Source organism: Massilia sp. R2A-15 (genome assembly GCF_030704305.1).
Taxonomy (GTDB): Bacteria; Pseudomonadota; Gammaproteobacteria; order Burkholderiales; family Burkholderiaceae_D; genus JAFCUW01.
In genome coordinates, this window is record NZ_CP131935.1 from 4,616,975 (window position 1) to 4,643,116 (window position 26,142).

Genomic DNA, 26,142 nt, shown 5'->3' on the forward strand with positions numbered 1-26,142 from the left:
GGGGCGCCGAGCCCAGGAACGACGCCGTAGCTCTTAGGCTGCCTGCTGCTGTTTGGCAGCCAGCAAACGGGCCTTCTCGGCGCGGAAGGTGGCCACGGCGGCTTCCTTCACGTGCCCGAAGCCGCGCACCTGCTCCGGCAAACTCGCCAGCGCGACCGCGTTGGCCAGGTTGGCGGCGTTCAGGCCGGCCAGCAGGCCTTCGATCATTTCGCGGTATTCGACAATCAGCGCGCGCTCCATCTTACGCTCTTCGGTGCGGCCGAATATATCGAACGCGCCGCCGCGCAGGCCCTTGAATTTGGCCAGCAGCTTGAACGCGCTCCACATCCACGAGCCGAATTCGGCCTTGACCAGGTGGCCCTTGCCGTCTTTTTTCGCGAACAGCGGCGGCGCCAGGTTGAACTTGAGCGAGAAGTCGCCTTCGAACTGCGATTTCAGCTGCTCGACAAAACGGCCGTCGGTGTACAGGCGCGCCACTTCGTACTCGTCCTTGTAGGCCATCAGCTTGAAGTAGTACTTGGCGACCGCGGTCGACAGCTTGTTGCCCAAGCCGTGAGCGGTTTCGGCCGCGCGCACCTGCGACACCAAGGTCTCGTAGCGCGCCGCGTACGCAGCATCCTGGTAATCGGTCAGGAACTCGACGCGCTTCTTGATGACGGTGTCGAGCGACTGCGGCATCTGCACCAGGATCGCCTGGGTCGGCGTGGCGATCTTCTCGACCCGCTTGAAGTCCACGGCGGCGCGGCGGCCCCACAGGAAGCTCTTCTTGTTCGACGCGATGGCCACGCCGTTCAATTCGATCGCGCGCATCAGCGACGCCTCGGTCAGCGGGATGCGGCCCTTCTGCCATGCGTAGCCGAGCATGAACAGGTTAGCGGCGATCGAGTCGCCCATCAGCGCGGTGGCCAGTTTGGTCGCGTCGATGAAGTCGGCGCTGTTGCCGGCGACGCCGCCCACCGATTCCAGGATCAGCGCGCGCACTTCGTCGGCCGGGTACTGCCAGTCGGCGTTCTGGGCGAAGGTGCCAGGCGGCTGCTCGTGCAGGTTGATGATGGCCATGGTGCGGCCCGGGCGCATCTTGGAGATCGCGTCCTGCGCGCCGGCGGTCAGCATGTCGCAGCCGAGCACCAGGTCCGCTTCGCCGGTGGCGATGCGCTGCGCGCGCAGGTCGGCGGGCGATTTGGCGACCTTGACGTGCGAGGTGACCGAGCCGTTTTTCTGCGACATGCCGGTCATGTCGAGCACCGAGGCGCCTTTGCCCTCCAGGTGCGCGGCCATGCCCATCAGCGCGCCGACGGTGATCACGCCGGTGCCGCCGATGCCGTTGATGAGGATGTTGTACGGCGCCGCCAGCGATGGCAGCACCGGCTCGGGCATGGCGCCGAAGCCGTCGTCAGCGTTGTCCTTGGTGACGCCGGTCTTCGATTTCTTCAGCGTGCCGCCTTCGACCGTCACAAAGCTCGGGCAGAAGCCCTTCACGCACGAGTAGTCCTTGTTGCACGACGACTGGTCGATGGTGCGCTTGCGTCCGAACTCGGTTTCCTTCGGCAGGATCGAAGTGCAGTTCGACTGCACGCCGCAATCGCCGCAGCCTTCGCACACGGCTTCGTTGATCACCATGCGCTTGTTCGGGTCGGGGAACTCGCCCTTCTTGCGGCGGCGGCGCTTCTCGGCCGCGCAAGTCTGGTCGTAGATCAGCACCGACACGCCTTCGATTTCGCGCAGTTCGCGCTGGACCGCGTCCATCTCCTTGCGGTCGTGCAGGGTGACGATGCCCGGCAGGCTTGACCTGTCGGCGTAGCGCGACAGGTCTTCGGTGACCAGCGCGATGCGCTTGACGCCTTCGGCCGCCATCTGCTGGGCGATGTGCGGCACCGAAGTCTGGCCGTCGACCGGCTGGCCGCCGGTCATCGCGACCGCGTCGTTGTAAAGGATCTTGTAGGTCATGTTGACCTTGGCCGCGACGGTGGCGCGGATCGCCAGGTAGCCGGAGTGGAAGTAGGTGCCGTCGCCCAGGTTCTGGAACACGTGCGGCACTTTCGAGAACGCGGCCTGGCCGATCCACGGCGCGCCTTCGCCGCCCATGTGGGTGGTCAGCTTGTTCATCTCCGGGTAGATCGAGGTGGCCATCACGTGGCAGCCGATGCCGGCCAGCGCGAACGAGCCGTCCGGCACCTTGGTCGAGGTGTTGTGCGGGCATCCCGAGCAGTAGAACGCGGGACGGAACGGCGTGTTGATCGCCTTCTTCAGCACCGCGTCTTTCGCATCGAGGAAGGCCAGGCGCGCTTTAATCAGGTCGCAGGTCTTTTCGTCGGTGATCAGGCGCGAGACGCGGCTGGCGATCACGCGCGCCACTTGCGAGACCGAGAAATCGGCCTTCGATGTGAGCAGCCATTCGCCGCGCGGCGCAACCCATTCGCCCTTGTCGTCGAACTTGCCGACGATGTGAGGACGGGTGTCGTCGCGCCAGTTGTACAGCTGTTCCTTCAGCTGGTACTCGACGACCTGGCGCTTCTCTTCGACCACCAGGATCTCTTCGAGGCCCTGGGCGAATTCGCGCACGCTGTCCGGCTCCAGCGGCCAAGGCATCGCGACCTTGAACAGGCGCAGGCCCACTTCCTGCGCCATCTTTTCGTCGATGCCCAGGTCGGCCAGCGCGTCGAGCACGTCGAGGTAGGACTTGCCGGAAGCGATGATGCCCAGCTTGGCGTTCGGGCTGTCGATGGTGACGTGATTGAGCTTGTTCTCGCGGGCGTAGGCCAGCGCCGCGTAGATCTTGTAGTCCTGCATCAGCGCTTCCTGGTTGCGCGCCTGCTGGCCCAGCGGGACCGAGGACAGGCGCGTATTCAGGCCGCCCGGCGGCATCACGAAGTCCTTCGGAATCTTGACCTGCACGCGATGCGGGTCGGCGTCGACCGAGGCGGAGGACTCGACCGTGTCGGCCAGCGCCTTGAAGGCGACGGTGCAGCCGGAAAAGCGCGACATGGCCCAGCCGTGCACGCCGAGGTCGAGGTATTCCTGGACGTTGCACGGGTACAGCATCGGCACCATGCAGGCCGAGAAGATGTGGTCGGACTGGTGCGGCAGGGTCGAGGAGTAGGCGCCGTGGTCGTCGCCGGCCACCAGCAGCACGCCGCCGTGCTTCGACGTGCCGGCGTGGTTCATGTGTTTGAAGACGTCGCCGCAGCGGTCCACGCCCGGGCCCTTGCCGTACCACATGGCGAACACGCCGTCGTACTTGGCCGGGCCGATCAGGTCGACGGTCTGGGTGCCCCACACGGCGGTGGCGGCCAGGTCTTCGTTCACGCCCGGGACGAACTGGACGTGGTGCGCTTCGAGGTGCTTCTTGGCCTTCCACAGCGTTTCGTCGAGGCCGCCCAGCGGCGAGCCGCGGTAGCCGGAGATGAAACCGGCGGTGTTCAGGCCGGCGGCGAGGTCGCGTTCGCGCTGCATCATTGGCAGCCGCACCAGGGCCTGGATACCGGACAGGAAGATGTTGCCCGACGTGGCGGTGTATTTATCGTCGAGGCTGACGGTAGTGAGGCGTGATGAGACGTCCTGCGCGCTGGCAGGCACGTGCGCCGTGGTATCTGGCATGGTGAGGCTCCAAAATTGTGATCGGATTTCACCCGCCAGGACGGCGCCGGGTAGGTCGCGTGGATGGCGGGTCGGGGTGTCGCGGTTTGCGACAACCGGCTATTTTACCGCGACGCGGCGTTGGCGGCACCTCGAAGGGCTTCTCCCGCAGCAAGATTGGGCGATTGGCGCAACATCGCGCGCGCCACGAATAATGCCGTGTGGAAAACTTGCGGGAAGTCAACTTGCCCAGTGGAACTAAACTTTATAGTGGCTTCAATGGCGCTGCTGGTGATGAACGGAAAGATTTGTTCTTCGCAGGAAAGCGGGTGGTAGCCGCTAACCTGGGCGCCAGGGGTTGTTTATTACTTACTTGATGGAGTTCATGATGAGCAAAATTATCTCCGTAGTCAAAACCTTTGTTGCCGACGAAAACGGTGTCACCGCCATCGAGTATGGCCTGATCGCCGCCCTCGTGGGCCTGGCCCTGATGGCGGGCGCCACGACGCTGGGCAACAAGCTGAGCGCATCGTTCGACTTCATCGCGACCAAGATGAAGGTGTCTTAAACCGGCGCGGTGCATTTCCCGGACGGGGCCCCGTCCGGGAGTTTGTACCCGGGTTGTAGCTGTCAGTGCCGTGGTGTAGCCGTTCTTGCTGCTGTAAGCCATCGTTGTCAGGCATGTGTCGCCCTGCCGGCGCCACCTCCTTCTGAACCCGGCGATGGATTTCTTCCCTCACTTTCTGGAGTTCATGATGCGCAACATTTCCGCTTCAATCAAAACTTTTTTCACCGACGAAGGCGGCATCACCGCCATCGAGTACGGCCTGATCGCAGCCCTGGTGGGACTGGCGCTGATGGCCGGCGCAACGACGCTGGGAGACAAGTTGAGCGCCTCGTTCAGCTACATCGCCACCCTGATGAAAGTGTCCTGAACCGGCATGTCGCCGCAGGCTCCCATTTCGCAACGTTTTTCAGGAGGGTGTCATGGCAGTCTCGGTCTGGCTGGACCTGTTGTTGCTGTTGCTGGTGGTCGCCGCGGCGGTGCATGACCTGGCCACGCGCCGCATCCCCAACCGGCTGCTGCTGGCTGGGGGCCTGGGCGCGCTGGCGCTTCACTTGTGCTCGGCGACGCCGCTCAGTGCGGCCGGCGCCGGCCTGTCCGGCGCGCTCACCGGCCTGCTGCTGTTCCTGCCTTTGTACTGCTTGCGCGGCATGGCCGCCGGCGATGTCAAGCTGCTGGCCGCGGTCGGCGCGTTCGGCGCGCCCGGCGACGTGGTGCAGATCGCCATCTGGACCATGTGCGCCGGCGGCGTGATGTCGCTGGCGGTGGTCATTGCCACGGGCCGCGTGCGCGCCGTCGGCGCCAACCTCAAGTGCCTGGTGCGCCCGCTCCTGATGCGCCTGGCCGGCATGCCGGCGGCGACCGAGCCGCTGCGCGGCGCCAGCGTCGGCAGCATTCCCTACGGGCTGGCCATCGCCTGCGGCACGCTGTGGTTCATCGTACAACGCTACCCCGCGGCGTGATTGGTTGCTTTTAGTCAAAAAGTGGGACGCGTCGCTCGCTACAATCAATTCGTGACTTACGGAAATATTGTCCCCAGCAACCGAAGGAGATCTTGATGCTCGAGGTCGTAACAAACGGCGTCGCCGCCCCGTCCCCCCTGTTGGCCGCGCACAGCGTGGCTGAGCAGGACGTGACGTCGCTGGTCCCGCCCCAGCCGAAGACGATCCGCGATACCGGACTCGACCGGCAGCTGGTGCTGGGGCTGGTGGCCAAGGCGATCCACCAGGCCGGCAAGGCGCATCCGCCGATTCTTAGCAGCAAGTTGCGCCTGTCGCTGAACGTGCTGCGCGAGGCGCTCGACGTGCTGATGGCCGAGCAGGTGGTGGAGATCGCCTCGCGCGGCGAGACCGACATCGACGTCCAGTACCGGCTGACCGGACCGGGCAAGGCCTACGCCGCCGAATGCTTGGCGCAGTGCCGCTACGTCGGGCCGGCGCCGGTGACGCTCGATGCGTTTCGCGCCGTGCTGGCGCGCGACGCCGCCCGCCACGCGCAGGCCGTCCACATCGGCAGCGCCGAGCTGGCCGGCGCCTTCGCCGATGAGGGCATCGGCAGCGCCGTGCGCACCCAGCTTGGCGCAGCGCTGCGCTCGCGCCGCGCGCTGCTGCTGCACGGTCCCTCCGGCAGCGGCAAGACGGCGCTGGCGCGCAAGCTGGTGCGCCTCTTGCCCGGCGTCGTCTGCGTGCCCTACGCGATCCTGTTCGGCCGGCAGATCGTGCAGTTCCACCATCCCCTGGTGCACCTGGCGCCGCTGCCCAACCATGCCCGCGAACATGAGGAGCGGCGCAACTGCGACAGCCGCTGGAGCGTCTGCCAGCGCCCGCTGGTGCTGGTGGGCGCCGAGCTGACCGGCGAGATGCTGGCGTTGCGCTACGACGCGGCGAACGGCACCTACCGGGCGCCCTGCTATTTCCAGGCCAGCGGCGGGGTGTGCGTCATCGACGACCTGGGCCGGCAGCGGCTGGCGGCCACCGACTTGCTCAATCACTTCATCGGCCCGATCGACCGCGGCGCCGGCCTGCTCACCTTGCCGGGCGGGTACACCGAACCGGTGCCGTTCGACGTCAAGCTGGTGTTCGTGACCAACCTGGCGCCCCAGGGGCTGCTCGACGAACCGCTGCTGCGCCGCATCGGCTACAAGATTCACGTGGGGGCGCTCAGCGAAGCGGCCTACTGCGCGCTGTTGCGGCGCGAGTGCGCCCTGGCCGGTATTGCGTGCGAGCAGGAAGCGGTCGATTACCTGCTCAGGCAGTTGCACGCGGCATCGGTGCGGCCGCTGCTGGCGTCCTATCCGCGCGAACTGCTCAGCCGCGTGGCCGACTTCGCCAGCTTCGCCGGCACGCCGCCGCGCCTGACCATCCCGGCCCTGGAGCAGGCCTGGACCAGTATGTTTGTCTGCTGTGCACCGCTGCCCGGCAACCCCGCCGTCGCCGCATCGCCCCAGGGCGCCGTCCTGTTCGGAGAGAGATCATGAAAAATAAACGTGCGATTGCGATGATGGCCATTGCCATCCTGTTCGGCCTGGCAGCGGTGGTGCTGGCCTCGCGCTGGCTGCTGCGCCAGCCGGCCGGCAGCGCCGACCGGATCGTCGTCGCCGCCACCGACGTCAACCTCGGCCAGCGCCTGACGCCGGACATGCTCAAGCTGGCCGAGTGGCCGAAGGACAGCCTGCCGAAGGGCGCCTTCAGCGACGTGTCGATGCTGACCGGACGGGTGCTGAAGAACAGCATCCTGCTGGGCGACCCGATCAGCGAAGCGAAGCTGGCGCCGGCCGGCACCGTCGGCGGCCTGTCGGCCCTGATCACCGAAGGCAAGCGCGCCATTACGGTGCGCGTGAACGACGTCATCGGCGTGGCCGGCTTCGCGCTGCCCGGCAATTACGTCGACATCATCGTCAGCACGCAGAAGGAGCGGGCGCCGTCCGACAAGGGGCCCGAACAGAGCATCTCGAAGATCGTGCTGGAGCACATCCTGGTGCTGGCCGTCGCGCAGGAGGTCGGGCGCGACGAAACCAAGCCGCGCGTGGTCAACGCCGTCACGCTGGAAGTCACGCCCGAACAGGCCGAGAACCTCGACCTGGCGCGCAGTGTCGGCAGCCTGTCGCTGGCGCTGCGCAACCAGGTCGATCCGCAGGACGCGAGGACCGACGGCGCCACCAAGCGCAGCATGCTCAACGAACCGCTGGCGGAGGCGGCGCCGGCGTCAGCGTCCGCGCCGAAGGCCGTGCTCAGCCCGGTCAAGCTGGTCATCAAGGCGCCGGTGCGCCAGCCGGACGAGCCGAAGCGGGCGTGCGTGGGCGTGCTCAACGGCGTCAAGGTTTCTCAAGAGTGCTTCTAGTTTTCAACCGTATCTTTCTTCAGGGTGAACGCAATGAACCAATGCGTCAGATACCAGCGGTTCCGCCGCGCCCGCCAGCTGCTCGGCTGTGTGGCGCTGGCAGCCGGCGCCGGCGCGGCCTTCGGCGCCGTTCCCGAGGCGGACGGCAGCCCCCGCGCGGCCAAGTCCAGGGCGCCGGTGGCGATCCGCGGCGACGTCGGCCCGCGCTGCAGCGGCGACGCCGCCAGGCCGGCGACCATGCGCCTGCAGCTTGGCAAGTCGGCGATGATGAAGCTGCCCGAACCGCTGCTGCACCGCAGCGTCGGCAATCCGGACGTGGTGCAGGCGATGCTGGTGGCGCCGGACACGCTGTATGTCGCCGGGATCGATGTGGGCAGCACCAACATGATCATCCAGGGCAAGAGCGGCGCCTGCAGCGTGGTCGACATCGTCGTCACGATGGATGCGTCCGCCTTCGAGGCGAGCCTGGCCACGGTGCTGCCCGACGAAAAGAATATCCGCGTCACCGCCGCCGCCGATTCGATCGTGCTGAGCGGAACGGTGGCCGATGCCGCCACCCTGACGCAGGTGGGCGACCTGGCCGCCGCCTTCGTGCGGCGGCCGCTGCAGCCGCTCAATGGCGTCGGCAAGACCGATCCGGCGGCGCTGCCCGGCGCCGCGCCGGCCGGCGCGCCCCTCAACGGCGCGCTGCGCGTGATCAACTTGATGAGCGTCTCGGCGCCGCAGCAGGTGATGCTGGAAGTCAAAATTGCCGAGGTATCGAAGACGCTGCTGGAACGGCTGGAGGCGGGCACCACCTTCAGGCTGACCTCGGGCAGCTGGACCGCCACCTTGCTGTCGAACTTCCTGAGCGGCACCCTGGGAGGCTCGCTCGACGCGCGCAAGAGCAACGGCAACCGGCTGTCGCTCGAGGCGCAGAAGCAGGATGGCCTGGTGCGCATCCTGGCCGAGCCGAACGTGATGGCCATCAGCGGCCAGGAGGGCACCTTCCTGGCCGGCGGCAAGATCTACATTCCCGTGGCCCAGGACAACAACAAGATCACGCTGGAGGAAAAGGAGTTCGGCGTCGGCCTGCGCTTCACCCCTACCGTGCTGGCCGGCGGACGCATCAACCTGCGCGTCGCGCCGGAGGTGTCGGAACTGTCGCGCGAAGGGATCGGCATCACCACCGGCGGTTTTACCGGCACCTCGGTGCTGCCGCTGATTATCACCCGGCGCGCCAGCACCACGGTGCAGCTGTACGACGGCCAGAGCTTCGCCATCGGCGGCCTGATCAAGAACAACCTGACCACCAGCATCAAGGGCTTGCCGGTGCTGGGCGAGGTGCCGGTCCTGGGCGCACTGTTCCGCAGCACCGACTACCAGCAGGATCGCACCGAACTGGTGTTCGTCATCACCCCGCACCTGGTCAAGCCGCTGCCGCCGAACCCCACGCTGCCGACCGACAAGGTGATCCCGCCCACGCCCGGCCAGCTGCTGCTGATGGGCCGGATGGAAGGCGCCCCGGCGCCCGCTGCGGCGCAAGCCGCGCCACCGGCGGCTAGCGCCGGCGGATTTGAACTCAAATAAGGAGCCTCTTGTGACGACCTCGCTGCGGATTCGGATTCAACTGGGCGCCCTGACGGCGCTGTCGCTGTCGGGCTGCGTCTCCACCACCCCGGTGATGGACCGGCAGTTCGGCGACTCGCTGCGCGCCACCCTGGCATCGCAGGTGGCCAACCCGGGCGCGCCGCGCAACGCCAACCCCGTCAATGGCATCGACGGGCGCGCCGCGCGCGCCGCGCAAGAGCGCTACGAGGCCTCGTTCGCGCAGCCGCAGCCGAGCGCCGAGGCCCCCACCCTGGTGCGCACAAAATGACAGCCGCACGGCCTGCGCTGGCGCCCGCTGCACCCCGTAAAGATATCGCCGCGTTTGCCCACAAGGATCGCCGATGAAAGCCTTACTGATTACCCGAGACGCCCACTTGCACGCCGAAATTGCGTCGCAGGGCGCAGCGCGGGTCCCGCCACTTCAGGTCGGCGCCACCTACCGCGGCGTGCGCGACGCCCTCGAGCGCACGCTGCCGGACCCGCCGGTGCTGGTGATCATCGACGCCGACGACAGCGACGTGGCCGCGCCCGACCTGCTTGAGCGCTTGTGCAAATGCTACCCGGCGGCGAGCGTGATGCTGCTCACCGGCGACCAGAAGCAGGACCTTCTGATCCGCGCCATGCGCGCCGGCGTGCGCGAGGTGCTGGCGCTGCCGATCGTGCACCAGGCGTTTCACGAGGCGCTCGACCGGATCGCCAGCAGCGCCGGCATCGCCGCCATGCGCGACGGCAAGGTGCTGGCCTTTATCTCCTGCAAGGGCGGCAGCGGTGCGACCTTCCTGTCCACCAATTTCGGCTATGCGCTGTCGACCCTTGCCGACAAAAAAGTGCTGCTGATCGACCTGCATGGCCAGTTCGGCGACGCCGCGCTGTACGTGTCGGACCAGAAGCCGGCCATGACGCTGTCCGACGTCTGCGGCCAGATCGCCCGCATCGACGGGCCGTTTCTCGAGTCCTGCCTGGTACACGTGGCGCCCGGCTTCGGGGTGCTGGCGGCGGCCGACGATCCGAGCGGCTTCATCGACCTCAAGCCGGAGCAGATGGACACCATATTGCGCGTGGCGCGCCAGCACTACGACTACATCGTGCTCGACGTCGGGCGCCAGATCGACGCCATCTCGCTGCGCGCGCTCGACAACGCCGACACCATGTACCCGATCCTGCAGCTGTCGCTGCCCGACATCCGCGACGGCCGGCGCCTGCTCGACATCTTCCGCTCGCTCGGCTATCCGATCGAGCAGATCCGCCTGATCGTGAACCGCTACGAGAAGGGCGGCAAGCTGCGCCTGCAGGAAGTGCAGACGGCGCTCGGCGCCGAAGTGCTGCACACCATTCCGAACGATTACCTGGCGGTGACCGATTCGGTCAACCAGGGCGTGCCGGTGGTGCAGCTGTCGCGCAACAGCGCGGTGTCGCGCAGCCTGGCCGAACTGGTGGAACTGGTCACCGCCCGCCGCGTGCCCGAAAACAAGGGCCTGTTCGACCGCCTGTTCGGCCGCGGCGACCCCGATCTGTAACCAACTGGAGCGACACCATGACGCTACGTGAACGGCTGGCTGGGAACGACGAGGCGCGCGCTCCGGTCGCGGCGGTGCCCGAGGTGGCCAACCAGGCCTACCAGGAACTGAAGAAGAGCATGCACCAGATGATCCTCGACCGGATCGACCTCGAGCGGCTCAAGCGGCTGACCGCCGAGCAGTTCAAGCACGAGCTGTCGCTGCTGATCCAGCGCATCATCGAGGAAGAGCGGATCGTGCTCAACCAGAGCGAGCGGCACAATCTGGTGCTCGACATCCAGCACGAGATGCTCGGCTTCGGTCCGCTCGAGCCGCTGCTGGCCGACCCGACCGTGTCGGACATCCTGGTCAACACCTGCAGCAAGGTCTACGTGGAACGGCGCGGCAAGCTCGAGCTGACCGACATCACCTTCCACGACAACGGGCACTTGATGAAAATCATCGAGAAGATCGTCTCGCGGGTCGGCCGCCGGGTCGACGAGTCGAGCCCGATGGTCGATGCGCGCCTGCCCGACGGCTCGCGCGTGAACGCCATCATTCCGCCGCTGGCGGTGGACGGGCCGATCCTGTCGATCCGGCGGTTTTCGGCGACCCCGCTGACGGTCAAGAACCTGCTCGACTACAAGAGCATGACGCCGCCGATGGCGCAGGTGCTGCAGGCGCTCGGCCAGGCCAAGATCAACATCCTCATTTCCGGCGGCACCGGCAGCGGCAAGACCACCCTGCTCAACCTGCTGTCGGGCTTCATTCCGGCCAACGAGCGGATCGTCACGATCGAGGATGCGGCCGAGCTGCAGATGCGCCAGCCGCACGTGGTGCGGCTCGAAACGCGCCCGCCTAACATCGAAGGCAAGGGCGAGGTGACGCAGCGCGCGCTGGTGCGCAATGCGCTGCGCATGCGTCCCGACCGCATCATCCTGGGCGAGGTGCGTGGCCCCGAGGCGATGGACATGTTGCAGGCGATGAACACCGGCCACGAAGGCTCGCTGGCGACGATCCACTCGAACACGCCGCGCGACGCGCTGTCGCGGCTGGAAAACATGGTCGGCATGGCCGGCGCCAACCTGACCCCGCGCGCGACGCGCCAGCAGATCTGCTCGGCCGTGACGGTGGTGGTGCAGGTGACGCGCCTGAGCGACGGCACGCGCAAGCTGGTGAGCCTGCAGGAGATCACCGGCATGGAAGGCGAGGTCATCGCGATGCAGGAAATCTTCCGCTTCGAGCAGACCGGCGTCGGCCCCGACGGCAGGGTGCTCGGGCTGTTCGGCGCCACCGGGGTGCGCCCGCGCTTTGCCGACCGCCTGCGCCAGTTCGGCGCGCCGGTGGCCGAAACGGCATTCGATCCGGACCGTACGTTTGAATAGTTCGGCGCGCAACAGCAATCGGGGGCAGTATGGACGGCATTTTTTACGGGTTTGCGGTGCTGCTGTTCGCGGCCATCATCCTGATGGTCGAGGGCGCGTACCTGTGGTGGGCCGATACCTACGGCAACGGCGCGCAACGTGTGGCGCGGCGCCTGCGCATGATGTCGGACCAGCATCGCGGCAACGGGGAGCGCATCTCGATCCTCAAGCAGCGCCGCTACAGCAAGTCCGACGGGCTCGACGAATTGCTGCACAAGCTGCCCGGCAGCGCGGGCATCGACGGCCTGCTGCTGCAGGCCGGGGTGAAATGGACGGTGGCGCAGTTCCTGGCGGCGTCGGCCGGCCTGCTGGTCATCGGCCTGCTGATGACGCAGATCTGGCCGGCGCCCTTCCTCGCCCATTGCGTCATCGTCGCCTGCTGTGCCAGCATCCCGATGGCGCTGGCGCGCCGCGCACGCCGCGCGCGGCTGCAAAAGATCGAGGCGCAGCTGCCCGAAACGGCCGATTTCCTGGCCCGGGCGATGCTGGCCGGGCACTCGTTCAACAACGTGCTGCAAATGGTCGGCAGCGAGCTGCCCGAGCCCCTCAGCGGCGAGTTCCGCATCGTCCACGAGGAGATCAACTATGGCGTGCCGATGCACGAGGCCTTAACCAGCCTGGCAAGCCGCATCCCGCTGACCGACCTGCGCTACCTGGTGATCGCCGTGCTGATCCAGCGCGAGGCCGGCGGCAACCTGGCCGAAATCCTCGGCAACATCAGCCACATCATCCGCGGGCGACTGAAGCTGCTGGCGCAGGTGCGCGTGCTGTCGGCCGAAGGGCGCATGTCGGCCTGGGTGCTGGGGCTGCTGCCGTTCGCGGTGGCGCTGGTGATGATGCTCACCAACCCCGGCTACATCAGCATGCTGTGGACCGACCCGGCGGGCGTGCGCATGCTCTGGTATGCCGCGGTGATGCTGCTTGTTGGCATCGTCTGGCTGCGCAGGCTGATCCGTATTCGTATCTGAGGAGGTGCCATGAACGCATATCAGGTGTTGTTCCTGCTGATCGTGTTTGCCATCGTCTGCGGGCTGGCGACGCTGGCCATGGTGTTTTTTTCGCCGCGCTCGCTGCGCGAGCGGCTGGCCGTGTTCATGGGCACGGCCGAAATCACCCAGCTCGAAAATGGCGGATGGGTCGAACGGGTGGCCAAGGTCGCCCAGCCTTTTACCCGGCTCTCGCTGCCGGAGGAAGGCTGGGAGAAATCGGCGCTGCGCACCCTGTTCATGAACGCCGGCTGGCGCAGCCCGGCCGCCTCGACCTTGTATTTCGCGGCCAAGACGGTGCTGGCGCTCGGCCTGCCGGGCGTGGTGGCGCTGGCGCTGGCCTTGTCGCACCGAATGCCGGGCGGCCAGGCGCTGCTGCTGTCGCTGTTTGCCTGCGCCGCCTTGGGCTACTACGTGCCCAACATGGTGCTGTCGCGCATTGCCCGGCGGCGCCGGCGCGACATCTTCGAAAACATCCCGGACGCTATCGACCTGCTGACGGTGTGCGTCGAGGCCGGGCTGAGCCTCGAGCGCGCACTGATCAAGGTGGCCGCCGAGATCCACATCAAGAGCCTGGTGCTGGCGCAGGAACTGCAGCTGGTGCTGATGGAAATGCGCGCCGGCTTCACCAAGGAAAAGGCGCTGCGCAACTTTGCCTTGCGCAGCGGCGTGGAGGACGTCGACGCGCTGGTGGCGATGCTGATCCAGTCGGAGCGCTTCGGCACCAGCATGGGCGCCTCGCTGCGCGTGTATTCCGACAACCTGCGCACCAAGCGGCGCATGATGGCGGAAGAAAAGGCGGCGAAGATCGCGCTCAAGCTGATGTTCCCGCTGATCTTTTGCATCTTTCCCACCGTGCTGATGGTGCTGATCGGGCCGGCGGCGATCAAGATCGTGCGCACGCTGATGCCGGCACTGGCCGGAAGCAATTGAATCGCTCCCAGGAGAGACCATGCAACCCACCTTGAAATACCTGTCGGCGGCCTGTGCCGGCGCGCTGCTGATGGCCTGCGCCGATGTCGGCCAGCGCACCGCGCCGGCCGCCGTCCAGGCGCGCGCGGGCGTGACGGCCGACGACGCCTACCTGACCGGCCGGCAACAGCAGCTGGCGCGCCAGCACGCGCTGGCGGCCCAGTCGTACCAGGTCGCGCTGCGCATCGACGCGGCGCACGTGAACGCGCGCAATGGCCTGGCGACCCTGCATGCGGAGCAGGGCGATCTGGCCAGCGCAATCGCCTTGTGGCGCCAGCTGACGGCGGACCCGGCCACGTCGGGCCCGGCTTCCGCCTACCTGTTCAGCAACCTCGGCCACGCCTACATTCTCAGCGGCGACTACCCGCAAGCGGTCGTCGCGCTCGAGCGCGCCTGCATGCTCGACCCGCTCAGCCAGCGCTCCTGGCGCCATCTGGGCGACGCCCTGGCCAGGATGGGCCAGCACGAGCGCGCGCAGCTGGTGGCGCGCCAGGCCGACGCGCTGGAGCGGCACGATTTCGGCGACGACCATGCTCCGGCGAAGCGCTTGGCCGGCGCGCCGGGCGACAACGCTGTCGGCGCGCAGGACACGATGGCGCAGACCGAAGTGCGCCAGACCGGCGCCGGCATGTTCGAGCTACGCCGCACCGCCGCCCCTGCCGCTATTGCCCCTGTGGGCGCGCCGGCGGCGGCCATCGCCACAGTGCCGGTAGCGGCGCCGGCGCTGGCGGAGGCGCAGACGGCGCCGGCCCAAGTCGCGCCCGCGGCCGCCCGGCTGGAAATTCGCAACGGCAACGGCGTGGCCGGCATGGCGCGTGCCCTGGCGCAGCGGATGGACGACGCCGGCGTGCGCGTCGTGCGCCTGTCGAACCATAAAGGCTTCAACGTCCAGCGCACGCGGATCGAATACCAGGCCGCCTTCCGCGATGCGGCGACGCGGCTGGCCGAGCGCTTCGGCGGCGCCGAGGTGCAGCAAGTCCCGGCCGGCGGCGCGGCCGACTTGCGCCTGGTGATCGGCCGCGACCTGGTGCGCAGCCAGGCCGATGCGCGGCGCGTCGTCAAGGCCGCGCTGGCGCGCGCGGGCTGACGGCGGCGCGGCGGGCACGTTTGTCGCATATCAAACGTGCGCCCCGGCGCCACGCGAAAATGGGGCGGTCATCCAACTCTTCCGGAGTACCGCCATGCGCCTTGCCCACATCCTCAAATCCTCGATTGTCAGCGTGCTGATCTTCGCCCTGGCCGGCTGCGCGCCGACCGCCAAACACGAAGGCACGGGCGAGTTCGTTGAAGACTCCGTGATCACCACCAAGGTCAAGGCCGCGCTGGCCGCCGATCCCGACGTCAAGGCCACCGAGGTCAATGTGGAAACCTTCAAGGGCACGGTGCAGCTGAGCGGCTTCGTGTCGTCGAAAGAAGCGATCGACAAGGCTGCCACGATCGCGCGCGGCGTGTCGGGCGTGAAGGGCGTGAAGAACGACATGACGGTCAAATAAAAACCGTCGGCGGATGTGAAAAAGCCGCCTCGAAGGCGGCTTTGCAGCAATGCGGCGCTGGCTTATTCCCAGCTGACGCTGCCCAGTCCGCTCGCGGTCGACTTGCGATTGGCCGGCTTGCCGTACACGGTGGCCGAGCCCAGTCCGTTCAGGTTCAGGTTGGCGTTGGTCTTGGCGTACACGGTCGCGCTGCCCAGGCCCGTCATGTTCAGGTCCACCGCATCGGCGCGCAGTTCGCGCGCTTCCAGGCTGCCCACGCCGCCCAGCTTGGCGCGCAGCAGCTTGCTCTGGCCATTGACTTCGATCCGTCCCGCGCCGCGCAGGCTCAGGTCGACGCGCTCGCAATCCGGCGCATTGAGTGTCATGCTGCCGACGCCGCCCAGGTTGGCGTCGATGTTGCGGTAGCGGCTGGCGAGGGTGACCGCGCCGGCGCCATCGAGCGCCAGGCGAATCTGCTCGCCGGAGAAGCCGCTGATCTCGGTGGAACCGACGCCTTGCGAGACCAGTTCGTTGAAGTTCGGCAGCGTCAGTTCGGCGCGCAACTGCTCCTTGTTGTTGCCGCCGAAATGGATGTGGCGATTGCGCTCGATATCGATCAGCAGCGTGTCGCCCTGCTGGGTCGTCACGACCTTCGGCACGTAGCGCTGGTCGCCCGAGATCACCAGCGACGCGGCCGCGCCCTGCTTGACGCGCAGATCGATGATGCCGCCGAGCTTTACCTTCATCACGCGCGCATCGACGGCGCGCGTTTCGCTCACTTGCTGCTCGGCGGCGAGCGCCGCGACCGTGGTTGCCGACATCGTGATGGCCAGGCAGGCCGCGCCGAAAAATTTATTCATGTTCTTGTTCTCCGAAGGTCGTGGATCGTTGCGTCGATTAGTTACCCAGCGCTGCTTTTTGAGCGGCGCTGAGGCGTTTTGCGGTGATGGTCACGACCGCCATCGGCGCGGCCGAAGCGGCCTGCTGCACGACTGGAGTCGCGGCGTGGCGGGCCGGCACGGCGGCATGCGCCAGGCCGGTTGCCGAGGCCAGTGCGAGGGCGGCGATGAAGATGACTTCCATGTTTTTTGCGATGTTCATTTGGGGCTCCTTGGCGCGATAAGTTCGTTGGGTTGAGTGAACTATAGCCAAGGGCCGGGCGCAACCCTACCGGATTGCGACAGACTGCATGAATGACGGGATGGAGTGCAAGAAACGGCGCGAGAGCGCACGCGGACGGTGTCAGGTCCGCGGACCTGGCCCCATGTCGAAGGTGAGTTAAGGCAGTTGCGGTTCGGTTCAGCGATGCCGCCCGCCCCACGCTCCACGGCTGCCGCCGTGGTGGCCGCCGCGGAATCCGTGATGACCGTCTCGGTAGCCGCCTCCGCCGCCGAACCACCACAGGTCGAGGGAGATGGGCGGCCCGACGTAGTAAGGCGCGCCGTAATACGCGGGAGCGCCGTAGCCATAATAGGGGTCGTAGATTGAATAGCCGGGATAGCCCGGGTCGTAGACTGCGCAGCCGCCGAGGGACGTTGCGATGATCAGCGAAAATGTCAGGCGTTTCGCCGCGCCTTTCAGGATGGCATCCATGGCGCTCTGCCAAAAAACGAAGAAGCACTACCTTCACATATAGTGCATCTTCAGCAATCCGCCATCCCTTTACACACTTCGTTACACGACGGCGTTTCCGCGCGCATGCTTAGTGAATGAGTCCGCCGGGCGGCAGATAGAAGCTGCGGTGTTCGGCAGGCTGCTGGCGCATGGCCAGGCAGGCGCCGACGTGGCAGCCGGTGTCGTATTCCCATTGCAGAGCCGGTTCGTCGTACATCATGACCACGGCCGGCTGCGGACCTTGCTCCAGGCCGTCTTCGACGCCGGTGAGAAAGACAGATACCTCGGTCACGCCGAGCGCGCTGGCGATTTGGGTCAGGTCAACGTGGTTGTGCAGATCGGTAGGTTTCATGGTGGTCGCCTCGTGGTTAAGCTCGGTTCGAGTATAGAGATGAGACCGTCTGCCGCAAGAAGGACTGTCCCGCAAGTCGAAGTAAGCCTACTCCTACCGTGGATGTAGGGGTGGGCTCACGATTTTTCCGCGATGCAAACGCGAAGGCGCCGGGATTCACTTTGCCGGCGCGGCGAGCGGCTTGCCTTTCTCGACCACATATACGCCGACGAATCGCAGCGAAGCGGCGCCCGGATTGCGCGCCCCATGCACTTTCCCCGCCGGGACCACGAACGCCTCGCCAGCCTTCACCATGCGCGGCGGCTCGCCATCGATCAGCAATTCGGCTTCCCCTTCGAGGACATAACTGATCTCGTCGCCCGGATGGCTATGGCGCGGCGCGCTGGCGCCCGGATCGATTTCCCCGCGGACTACCACAGCCTGATGGCCGGGCGCCGCGACGTCGGCCGTCAGTACCGGCGTGCGCTTGACCTGGGCGGACGCGCCCGTCGTCGCCAGCAGGCCGAGCGCGAGCAAAGAGGCGGCGAACATGATGGATGGCTGTTGCAATGTCATGGAGTTCCCCCGAAGGTTGGGTTGGCGCGGAATGCGCAACCCCATCTTACTCCCGTGACGGCCGCCAGAAAGCAAAAAGCCCAGCCTGGTAGGCTGGGCTTTTTGCTTGATTCTTTGGTGCCGACTGCCGGTTTCGAACTGGCCACCTGATGATTACAAATCGTCCGGGCGATTCATTCAGATGCGTAGATCGACATACTGGATGCATGCGCATTCCGCATTGCTCCCAGTGTTGGGCCGTTCTTTGCTGATTGGATCATTCAATTGCATTCATGATTGTTGGTATAATTTGCCTACACAGTGCCTACATGGGCGCGCGAGACCGGGGGGCAGCATGAAGCGCACGAACTTCACAGCAGAGCGGGTAGCAAGCTTCAAGTGCGAGCCAGGAAAACAGCAAACTATTTTTTGGGATGGTAAAGCACCCGGTCTGGGCTTACGTGCGACGCGCACAGGCGCCAAGTCATATATCTTTGAAACGCGCTTGCATGGCAAGACCCTACGCTTGACCATCGGCGACCCGCGCACGTGGACAATAAGCAAGGCGCAGGCCGAGGCGACGCGCTACAAGACGCTGACCGACCAAGGGATCGATCCGCGCCGAGTCAGAGAGGAGATGCGCGCGGCCCAGATCAGCGCGGAACGGACAGCGCATGCTAACGCAAAGCGCGATGCGGTTACGCTCGGTGATATCTGGCGTGAATACGTCGCCGAGCGCGCGCCTCTGTGGTCGGCACATCATCTCTCCGCTCACCACAAAATTATCCAGCTCGGCGGTGAGAAACGCACGCGGAGTCCTCGACTCACTGCGCCAGGGCCGCTTGCGCAATTTGCCACCATGCGAATGGTTGACATCACTACGGAGCGCGTAGAAGCATGGGCAAGGGCGGAGGTCGTTGCCCGGCCGTCGAGCGCTCGTCTGGCAATGAGACTGCTGAAGGCCTGCCTGAATTGGTGCTCCACTCACCCTACCTATGCGGCGGTCGTCACAACAAATCCGGCGAAAAGCAGTAAAGCGCGCGAAACTTTAGGAAAGTCAAAGGTCAAGAGCGACGTTCTGCAACGCCAGCAGCTTGGGGCGTGGTTCGACGCGGTGCGGCAGATTGGCAACCCGGTAATCAGCGCGTACTTGCAGTGCTTGCTTTTGACCGGCGCGCGCCGCGAGGAGATGGCAAAATTACGGTGGGTCGACGTCGATTTCCAGTGGAATAGTATGAAGCTGAGCGACAAGATCGAGGACTTCCGCATGGTTCCGTTGACGCCGTATGTCTCCTCCCTGCTGGGCACTCTTCCCCGACGCAACGAGTGGGTATTCAGCAGTACTTGTTCCGAATCGGGCCGACTTGCCGAGCCGCGCATTGCGCACAACGAGGCTTTGGCTCGGGCGGGCTTGCCGCCGCTGACGCTGCATGGATTGCGTCGGTCATTCGCCAGTTTATGCGAATGGATTGAAACCCCAACGGGTATTTCTGCGCAGATTCAAGGGCACGCCCCTCAAGGCGTGCGTGAGCAAAATTATATTCGTCGCCCGCTCGATCTGCTGCGAATGTGGCACATCAAGATCGAAGCCTGGATGCTCGAAGAGGCGTGCACGGCATTCCCGCCGCTTCCAATCGGCTAGCGCATCGTCGCGGTTGAATGAGGCGGCCAGGCCGCGTGTCGCTGCGACACGACGTACTTCCTCTATGACAAAGTCTTGTTTATGCCAACCGTTTTAAATGTGCCCATACTTTCTTGTCGGAAGACACTAAAGCCATTACGGCGTCTTGCCCTTAGATGCGTCGGCATTCTGCAGAGCGCGCTCGATCACGGCGACCATCGCCAACATCGTCAGCATCGATTTGCCGGGCGCCGATGTCAGGTCGAGCTGGCCATAGTGCCACGAAACGGCAACTTCCTGCACGATCCACTTACAAGGCGCGGAGTGGGGGACATATCGCTGCGCTAATGCACGGCTCGCTGGAACAGCATCGTCATCGCTTGGCCGAAACCGGATCGCGGTTTCGGTTGGATCCAAGGCAAGCGAGCCGATGAGGAAAGCGGTTGCAGGTCAGGCATCCCTTGGGTGACGAACTGCGCAACTCGCCAAATCGTTCGCCACTTTCTCGTCACGAATGTGACACCGTGCATTTCAGGCTGTTCGATTCGACTGCATAGGAAAGTCCGACGCGCGCCATCACTAACTTCCGTGAAGCGAGTTTCATTGCAATTATGTTGGTCCGCCGTTTCTGTGCTTTTCGTTGCTCATTCAATTGTAGGCACGCCGGGGCGAGTGGGGCAGGTTTCCCCCTGTTTTTAAGACTTCTCCTTGCAGAAAAATGTAGGGGGAGTTTATGAAAACCGGCATAAATCTGCCCCACTCGCCCCAATTGTTTTACTGACGTAGTTAAAAACCTTCGGACGCGCGCAAATACGCCTCTGTAGTCGTGTGCTGCGAATGCACCAACCTCACTCCCAGCCACAGCCGCGTGCCGTGGGATTTACGCTCCTTCAGGCCACGTTCGCTCAGGCGGCGGCTCAAGGTGATTTCGCTCGCTGGGCGCAATCCGTTATCGACGCTCCAGGCCTTACAGTTGCGGTATAAGTCGGCTTTAGTCGTTTCGCTATCCGGCGCGGAAACGGTGCACTCCTCCAGCCAGCGACCAATGAGATCCTGGTCATTTTGGTACTCGGCCGTCGCGTGGAGGATCGCTTGCGGCGTGTCGGTCAGAGCATTTTTTTTCCAGGCGATGCACCCCTCCAGCATCCACGCCAAGATGTGCGGCGCTTCTGCCTTAAGCGTGACGAGCAGGTGTGGGTCGCGCTCGGCGGGTGAAAATGTACGTGTAAAAGGCACCAGCCGGACCCGCCGCCAGATGCCGTTGTCGTTGCCGCGCACAACAGGCTTGTGATTGCCGCACATAATCAATTTAAAACCAGGTGTGAACTGAACAGGAGCCGCATACAACTGGCGTACCGCCATGCTGTCGCCGCTGACCAGGCTCTTCACCAGCGATTCTGCCAAGGCCGTGTTGTCCTCAGTTTCCGAACACATGACCAAACGGGCGCCGATCAAAGCGGCCAAGTCCGGGGTTGCGCTACCAGCCTGGCGTTTCGACTCTGAGAGTGTTTCGGAAGCGATTGCACGCGCATAGTCGCCCATCACATGCTTGAGCAGTTCGACAAACACGGACTTTCCATTGGCGCCATGACCGAAGCAAAACAAGAACAGGTGTTCCTGCGTCGAGCCAGTGAGCAGGTATCCGCAGAAGCGTTGCAACCAGTCGATGAATTCTTGATCACCCTCGAAAACCTGATCGAGGAACTGCATCCAGCGAACCGCCAAGGCGGCATCTCCAATATTCGTCACCGCCAGGCTCTTGGTCACGTAGTCAAACGGCGTAGCTGCGCGATAGCTGCCATTGCGGAGGTCGACTACCTGCCGCGCTTCGTCGAAACCAACGAGGTTTGGGTCAGCGTCAAGGCTCGAAAGCGGAAGACGAACCTGCGCGAAGTCGGAGAGCAAGGCAACGGCTGCGTTAATGACGCGGCTCTCTTGGCTTTTGCGCGCCCACTTTGCGAAATGCTCTGCGTCGGTCAGGTATTCAGTTCCCTCGCCATAGATGGAAGGCGGCAGGTGGGCAGCGAGCGTGCGCAAGCCCGAACCGTCGTCCCAGTGCCAGGCACCTCCATACCATGAGACCCACAACCGCGCATCGTAAACATAGCGCAGGCGTTCACCGTTGGTATCGAACAAGCGCAGGGCGTTTCCGAACTCGGTGAGCGGACGCGAATCGCGGGTGCCATCGCGGGCATCGCAAGACGGCAGCAGCGGCTCCATGAATGGAACCACCGCACGATCGGACCCATCGAACACAGCCGATAACTGGCGGCGTACCTCGTCCAGTCCTTCGTGCAAGTGCAAGTCGTTAAAATCACCACGGTCGCGACCATCGGCGAAAGTGGGCAACTGAACGTTCGCGGGAGCGCCGGCAGCCGCGGCAGCTTGAGCGTACTCCAGTCCTTTTCCATGCGTGTCCAAGTCTCCTGCGACTTGCAGCGGCGAATCAGGAAAATGACGGCGCAAGTCGGCGGCAACGTCATCCAGGTTACTGCCGGAAAAACAGACGACGACGCATTCTCCGGTCGCTTCGTGGATGCTGCACCCGGTCGCCCAACCTTCCGCCAGTGTCAGGGGCGCGCCGTTCGCCGGCGCTCCCAGGACCAGCCGCCCACCCTTGAGTTTCGCGTGACGCAGGAAGCGCTTTTGACCGTCCGCACTGATGAACTGCACGCTTTGAACAGCCCCATTACGGTCATAGACCGGCAACAAAATGGCGTTATTGCGGTCTTGGAAGGCAGCGAAAGGCTTTATACCTTTGCGGACGACATATGGATGCGCCGGATCGATTTCACCCGAGGTGCTCAGGATGCTAATGGCACCCTCTGCGGCGATTGCGTAATCTTTGTCGCGCTCAATTTCTGCCAACTGACGCGCTTTCGCAGCCTTAGCACGGATACCCTGCTGCGCCGCTTTAGTCGGCGGGGGCGTATTGCTGTCGCGCTGCTGCCACACGAACTTCGTGCCATCGCGGTTGCAGCCGAAGGCCGCGCCTTTGCCATCGGAAAAGACCTTGCACCATCCCGCCAGATCGTTAGCGTTATCGTTCGTCGGAAAACGAACCATAACGCCCGGCGCGATCATGCGGGAAGGGTATGTAAACCCAAAATGTGCGAAGGCCTCCTGCAACGTCGAGCAAAAAATCACTTCATTTTTTTTCATTTAGTTGCTCCCCGCCGAACGCTTGAGTTTGCGTTGCCAGGCAGTGATTTTGCGGCAATCCTCGGACGTGAACGCGTAAACGCCAAAGCGGATCGGAAAGCCATCGCGGTCAATCCCCGGCACGACACGGCAAGGAGCGCTCAAACCCAAGGCGCGCAAGTCGGCCATCAGGTCTGGCCCATTCGATGCGCCCGAAATGGAGTCGATTTCCTCGCGCCGGCGCGGGCGGATCATCAAGGCGTGGATCACACGCAGGTGGCGAGGATTGGTCGTGCCGGTGAATTTGGCGGCTGCTTTGCTTGCGGCTGAACCTTCGGAGTCGCCGAGGTCCAATTCTGCAATCAGGGGGAGCTGGGCGTGCGCCATTAGCGCCCCCCGTTCAGCAAGCGCTTGATATCAGCCACCGACCACGCCAGGCGGCCATTGATGCGCACTGGGCGCAGCGGACCGTTCTCAAGGCAGGCCCAGGAGCGCAGAGTCTGAGCGGCGCGGGTCAGGTAAAAGGCCGCACAAGCAGTGCTGACGTGCGTGCGCGTCTGCTGCTCGAGCGCTGGGAAATCATACGGACGACGCTGATCGCCAGTCGTTTTAGTTTTTGGCTTGCCCATTTTGAATCACCTTTCATATTTCTACGTTGAAGATGATTCATTTGAAACTCGGGTGTGAGTGGGGCTGCAAGAGTGGGCAGGTGGGGTATTTTTACCCCCCCTCGGGTTTTGTTTACCGCCCGCTGGAGTATTTGTCGTGATCCGCCATCCTGACTCGTCGTTGTTTGACGGCTTGCTGCCAAGCCTCATTGAACGGATAAACCCCCGCCCCGAACAGTTCCGGCGCCTCGGCCTTGCATTTTTGCCGAATCTTTCCCTTGCCACCTTTCGGAATTTTCATTGGTGCATAGCCGAGTGAATTGACCGTATTTTCGATAAAGCGCAGTTGTTTCTCTCTCCTCGTTAAGCCTGCAGGGGTAGGCCCTGAATGCTCTGAACAATCGTCCGGAGGTTTGATAGTAGCTTCCGCCGTGAGAATGGCGTCTGGTCGCGTAGCGGACGCGGAGAGCGACGCAGCCTCACCACTTCCGACAGGTGCATCGGCGGCCGCAATTCCTAAATGTCCCTGTTCGACTGCGCCACAGGACGGTATTGATAATGCGGGCACGGCATTCATTCCGTTGGCGGCGGATGTAATGACGTTTCGGGTCAAATTCGCCACGAACGACGCGAGGTATTCGCCACGGACGACGAGATTAGAATCGAGGGGGAAGTCGCTTGCAGGCATGTACTTCCGCAGAGTCAGCGTCTTCGTTTCGTGTTGCAAATACGCGTGGCGATAGCGTTCCTCCGCCGCTAGGTACTCAATTGCCTGATCTGCAGAAAAATTGTTGTCTTCGATGTAGTCACGCAGGCTGGCGGAACGCGCGATTTGCCGCTCCTTGAACACCACTTCGTCAAAGGGTTGCAACAATTGAAAGACCTTCCGGCCGCGCCCTTCGACGTAAATGCCCTTGTCGAATGCGTGGCTCGCCGGTTGGTGACCGACCAGGGCCTGGTAAATGGCGTCTACCATCCGCCGTCCATCGCTGCGCAGAATGAGATCGACGACATCTACTAGACAAATGACATCGGTCTCGACGACGAGTCCGATTGTTTCTTCGCAATCGTCGTCTGCAGGCGAGAATTCACTCGCAACTTGACCGGAGGCTGGCGACGAAAGAGTAATACACTCCGCCCCACGGAATACCCGGAATTCTACTTCGAGATCCTGCGTTTCTTCCGCGCACTCGGCGATGAAAGTAAGCGATTCTTCCTCGCTCGGCAATCGAAACCCGGCACGCGCCTTGGTAGGCGTGATGAGACGCAATGAGAGCTTCAAATGTCCGTCGAGCGCACAACGGATGACGTCGGCCACATGAACCGGACGCCCGGTCGCGTTGGTCAGGATTTGCGCAGCCTCTTCAACCCCGAACCATTTCCTCAGTCTCTGCAATCCATCCATTTCGAACTTTCGATGTCTATGGAAGACAAATTTTCACAGGAACGACAACCATCGCCGCGAGAGTTAAAGTCGACGGGAGGCGCTTCGGTTACGCATCTCTTACGAAGAAAATCTGCGAGTCGCTAAAGCGGACAGAGAGTCGTCTCGGTTATTTTTCGCACTAAAGTTCCGAATGTCGTTTCCAATTGCCTGCCTCACGGTGTAGTGCGAATCCAACCACCGCCAGAGCATGGGCCTTTCGGCGCGCAACCAATAGAAGTTGCGACAGATGCTCGTTTTTGCATGCATTCCTCATTTGCGGCGACTCGATGGCTAACGGCGAGCGCAGGATTGTCGAGTTGTGGCCGCGCGTCCCTGCTAGGCCACTAACAGCACCTCGCCGGCCTTGCCGAAGCCGTAGCGAGGTCTAGGACCGGCTCGGCCGCCATTGCCGTCTGAAGCGTGTTAAATACGGCCGACGCCGAGCCAAGGTCGAGGAAGTGGGCAGACGTGCATGCCGAAAATACTGCAAACCCTGCTGTTCCGCCCGACCTTTGCAATTTGATTATTGGGCGACGCTCTGCCCGGCATGATGGCGGCGGCCCAAGGACATTGCGGCCTCCATTGCTTCCATTACGTTAACGAGCATCGAAGCAAACTCAGGGATGCTGTCATCCATTTGCGCGAAGTGTTCACCGATCATCCGCGCGATCCCCAGACACAACCGTTCCGCGGAGTTATCGTAGCCACCGTGCCAATTGCCGTTGGAGCAGGGAGCCAGCTTAGCGGCGACCGCACGGATCAGGTGAAAACTTTCCTCATGGATTATCGGTCCCAGCTTTAAATCAGCCCACGCTTCCACGCGCTCCCGCGTGACTTCCCAGTCTTCGTCGCCAGAATACTTGGCATTCAATGCAAGACAATCATATGACATAAATTTTTCCATGTTCGTTCTCGTATGTGTTGGGAGGAATAATTTTAGGCAGCGAACTGTCATGAGATCAACAAATTATTTTCCGTATTTAATTCTGAGATTTAAGTTTTCTCAGAATATTTGCTACCCACAACGGTACGCGACCGAGCGAGCGAAGAAAAATTCGTTGCGATCTAAATTTGATCTTTTTTTAATAAAATTACAACAAATCTGGTATTTATACATTTTTTACGCGGTTGTTTTTTAGCGATAGTCCGTGTTAAGCCTTCGGCCTATCGTCCCTGATTGTCCAGGCTTCGCCGTGGGATGCGTTCGGTGCTGCCAGCAATTGCGCGCAGGTACCTGTTGTCTTCCATCGGCTTCTTTAACTGGTCCTCGGCGTCGATCACCCGACAGGTTGTTCTCGTAGCCCGCCAGCGACGGCGAAGCTGGCCTTCACGCCGTCCGGTTCATCGCATAGGTGACGGCGTTTTCCCTCGCGAAGCTCGTCCAACTCGGCGAGGGGGGGGCGGCACGGTTGGCCAAGCCTGTGGA

The 26,142-nt window shown here is 63.7% G+C and carries 26 protein-coding genes; 14 read left to right on the top strand and 12 right to left on the bottom strand.

Going from position 1 to position 26,142, the window contains the following annotated elements; translation table 11 throughout:
• Positions 1-33: 33 nt before the first annotated feature.
• Positions 34-3,597 carry an indolepyruvate ferredoxin oxidoreductase family protein gene (locus tag Q4S45_RS21305; RefSeq protein ID WP_305507400.1) on the bottom strand — a complete coding sequence of 1,188 codons (3,564 nt, stop codon included), beginning with the start codon at positions 3,595-3,597 and terminating at the stop codon, positions 34-36.
• 364 nt (positions 3,598-3,961) lie between these two features.
• On the opposite strand from Q4S45_RS21305, the gene Q4S45_RS21310 reads away from it, so the two are divergent.
• From Q4S45_RS21310 to Q4S45_RS21370, 13 genes are all read left to right on the top strand, one after another.
• The gene (locus tag Q4S45_RS21310; protein WP_308633160.1) at positions 3,962-4,144 is read left to right on the top strand and encodes a Flp family type IVb pilin; all 183 of its coding nucleotides are present in this window, start codon (positions 3,962-3,964) and stop codon (positions 4,142-4,144) included.
• Positions 4,145-4,328: 184 nt separating this feature from the next.
• Complete coding sequence (locus Q4S45_RS21315; protein ID WP_308633161.1) at positions 4,329-4,511, top strand: Flp family type IVb pilin; 183 nt, start codon at positions 4,329-4,331, stop codon at positions 4,509-4,511.
• A 52-nt stretch (positions 4,512-4,563) separates the two neighbouring features.
• Entirely contained in the window at positions 4,564-5,103 is a 540-nt protein-coding gene (locus Q4S45_RS21320; RefSeq protein WP_305507401.1) for a prepilin peptidase, read from the top strand.
• Between the two features lie 95 nt (positions 5,104-5,198).
• A complete protein-coding gene (locus Q4S45_RS21325; protein ID WP_305507402.1) occupies positions 5,199-6,617 on the top strand; it encodes an ATP-binding protein in 1,419 nt (472 codons plus the stop codon).
• On the top strand, positions 6,614-7,480 hold the full coding sequence (gene cpaB / locus Q4S45_RS21330; RefSeq protein WP_305507403.1) for a Flp pilus assembly protein CpaB: 867 nt from the start codon (positions 6,614-6,616) through the stop codon (positions 7,478-7,480). The genes Q4S45_RS21325 and cpaB overlap by 4 nt, the downstream gene beginning before the upstream one ends.
• Positions 7,481-7,513: 33 nt before the next feature.
• A complete protein-coding gene (locus tag Q4S45_RS21335; RefSeq protein ID WP_305507404.1) occupies positions 7,514-9,049 on the top strand; it encodes a type II and III secretion system protein family protein in 1,536 nt (511 codons plus the stop codon).
• A 10-nt stretch (positions 9,050-9,059) separates the two neighbouring features.
• Positions 9,060-9,338 carry a hypothetical protein gene (locus Q4S45_RS21340; RefSeq protein WP_305507405.1) on the top strand — a complete coding sequence of 93 codons (279 nt, stop codon included), beginning with the start codon at positions 9,060-9,062 and terminating at the stop codon, positions 9,336-9,338.
• Positions 9,339-9,411: 73 nt separating this feature from the next.
• Positions 9,412-10,587 carry an AAA family ATPase gene (locus Q4S45_RS21345; RefSeq protein WP_305507406.1) on the top strand — a complete coding sequence of 392 codons (1,176 nt, stop codon included), beginning with the start codon at positions 9,412-9,414 and terminating at the stop codon, positions 10,585-10,587.
• 17 nt (positions 10,588-10,604) lie between these two features.
• Positions 10,605-11,951, top strand: coding sequence for a CpaF family protein (locus Q4S45_RS21350; protein WP_305507407.1), 1,347 nt, complete (start codon positions 10,605-10,607; stop codon positions 11,949-11,951).
• Between the two features lie 29 nt (positions 11,952-11,980).
• Positions 11,981-12,958: a type II secretion system F family protein gene (locus tag Q4S45_RS21355; protein WP_305507408.1), complete on the top strand. Its 978-nt coding sequence runs from the start codon at positions 11,981-11,983 to the stop codon at positions 12,956-12,958.
• Positions 12,959-12,967: 9 nt separating this feature from the next.
• Positions 12,968-13,909, top strand: coding sequence for a type II secretion system F family protein (locus tag Q4S45_RS21360; RefSeq protein ID WP_305507409.1), 942 nt, complete (start codon positions 12,968-12,970; stop codon positions 13,907-13,909).
• A 19-nt stretch (positions 13,910-13,928) separates the two neighbouring features.
• Positions 13,929-15,035: a LytR C-terminal domain-containing protein gene (locus Q4S45_RS21365; RefSeq protein WP_305507410.1), complete on the top strand. Its 1,107-nt coding sequence runs from the start codon at positions 13,929-13,931 to the stop codon at positions 15,033-15,035.
• Between the two features lie 94 nt (positions 15,036-15,129).
• Complete coding sequence (locus tag Q4S45_RS21370) at positions 15,130-15,441, top strand: BON domain-containing protein (protein ID WP_305507411.1); 312 nt, start codon at positions 15,130-15,132, stop codon at positions 15,439-15,441.
• Between the two features lie 62 nt (positions 15,442-15,503).
• Here Q4S45_RS21370 and Q4S45_RS21375 read toward each other — a convergent pair whose 3' ends face one another.
• The 5 genes from Q4S45_RS21375 to Q4S45_RS21395 all read right to left on the bottom strand — a co-directional run bounded on the left by Q4S45_RS21375 (position 15,504) and on the right by Q4S45_RS21395 (position 17,941).
• Complete coding sequence (locus Q4S45_RS21375; protein ID WP_305507412.1) at positions 15,504-16,280, bottom strand: GIN domain-containing protein; 777 nt, start codon at positions 16,278-16,280, stop codon at positions 15,504-15,506.
• Positions 16,281-16,317: 37 nt separating this feature from the next.
• On the bottom strand, positions 16,318-16,521 hold the full coding sequence (locus Q4S45_RS21380) for a hypothetical protein (protein WP_305507413.1): 204 nt from the start codon (positions 16,519-16,521) through the stop codon (positions 16,318-16,320).
• 198 nt (positions 16,522-16,719) lie between these two features.
• Complete coding sequence (locus Q4S45_RS21385; protein ID WP_305507414.1) at positions 16,720-17,013, bottom strand: hypothetical protein; 294 nt, start codon at positions 17,011-17,013, stop codon at positions 16,720-16,722.
• A 109-nt stretch (positions 17,014-17,122) separates the two neighbouring features.
• Complete coding sequence (locus Q4S45_RS21390) at positions 17,123-17,386, bottom strand: hypothetical protein (protein WP_305507415.1); 264 nt, start codon at positions 17,384-17,386, stop codon at positions 17,123-17,125.
• 156 nt (positions 17,387-17,542) lie between these two features.
• Positions 17,543-17,941, bottom strand: a complete 399-nt coding sequence (locus Q4S45_RS21395; RefSeq protein WP_305507416.1) for a cupin domain-containing protein — start codon at positions 17,939-17,941, stop codon at positions 17,543-17,545.
• A 334-nt stretch (positions 17,942-18,275) separates the two neighbouring features.
• Here Q4S45_RS21395 and Q4S45_RS21400 point away from each other — a divergent pair, with 334 nt between their 5' ends.
• Entirely contained in the window at positions 18,276-19,562 is a 1,287-nt protein-coding gene (locus Q4S45_RS21400; RefSeq protein WP_305507417.1) for an integrase family protein, read from the top strand.
• A gap of 135 nt (positions 19,563-19,697) precedes the next feature.
• Here the strand turns inward: Q4S45_RS21400 and Q4S45_RS21405 are convergent, their stop codons facing one another.
• From Q4S45_RS21405 to Q4S45_RS21430, 6 genes are all read right to left on the bottom strand, one after another.
• Positions 19,698-19,958, bottom strand: coding sequence for a hypothetical protein (locus Q4S45_RS21405; protein ID WP_305507418.1), 261 nt, complete (start codon positions 19,956-19,958; stop codon positions 19,698-19,700).
• A 369-nt stretch (positions 19,959-20,327) separates the two neighbouring features.
• On the bottom strand, positions 20,328-22,703 hold the full coding sequence (locus Q4S45_RS21410; RefSeq protein ID WP_305507419.1) for a phage/plasmid primase, P4 family: 2,376 nt from the start codon (positions 22,701-22,703) through the stop codon (positions 20,328-20,330).
• Positions 22,704-23,069 (bottom strand): hypothetical protein, encoded by a 366-nt coding sequence (locus tag Q4S45_RS21415; RefSeq protein WP_305507420.1) that lies wholly within the window; start codon positions 23,067-23,069, stop codon positions 22,704-22,706. It lies immediately after the preceding gene.
• Positions 23,069-23,311: a hypothetical protein gene (locus Q4S45_RS21420; RefSeq protein ID WP_305507421.1), complete on the bottom strand. Its 243-nt coding sequence runs from the start codon at positions 23,309-23,311 to the stop codon at positions 23,069-23,071. The genes Q4S45_RS21415 and Q4S45_RS21420 overlap by 1 nt, the downstream gene beginning before the upstream one ends.
• A 112-nt stretch (positions 23,312-23,423) precedes the next feature.
• Positions 23,424-24,695, bottom strand: coding sequence for a hypothetical protein (locus tag Q4S45_RS21425; RefSeq protein ID WP_305507422.1), 1,272 nt, complete (start codon positions 24,693-24,695; stop codon positions 23,424-23,426).
• A gap of 544 nt (positions 24,696-25,239) precedes the next feature.
• Positions 25,240-25,620 (bottom strand): hypothetical protein, encoded by a 381-nt coding sequence (locus tag Q4S45_RS21430; RefSeq protein WP_305507423.1) that lies wholly within the window; start codon positions 25,618-25,620, stop codon positions 25,240-25,242.
• Between the last annotated feature and the right edge of the window lie 522 nt (positions 25,621-26,142).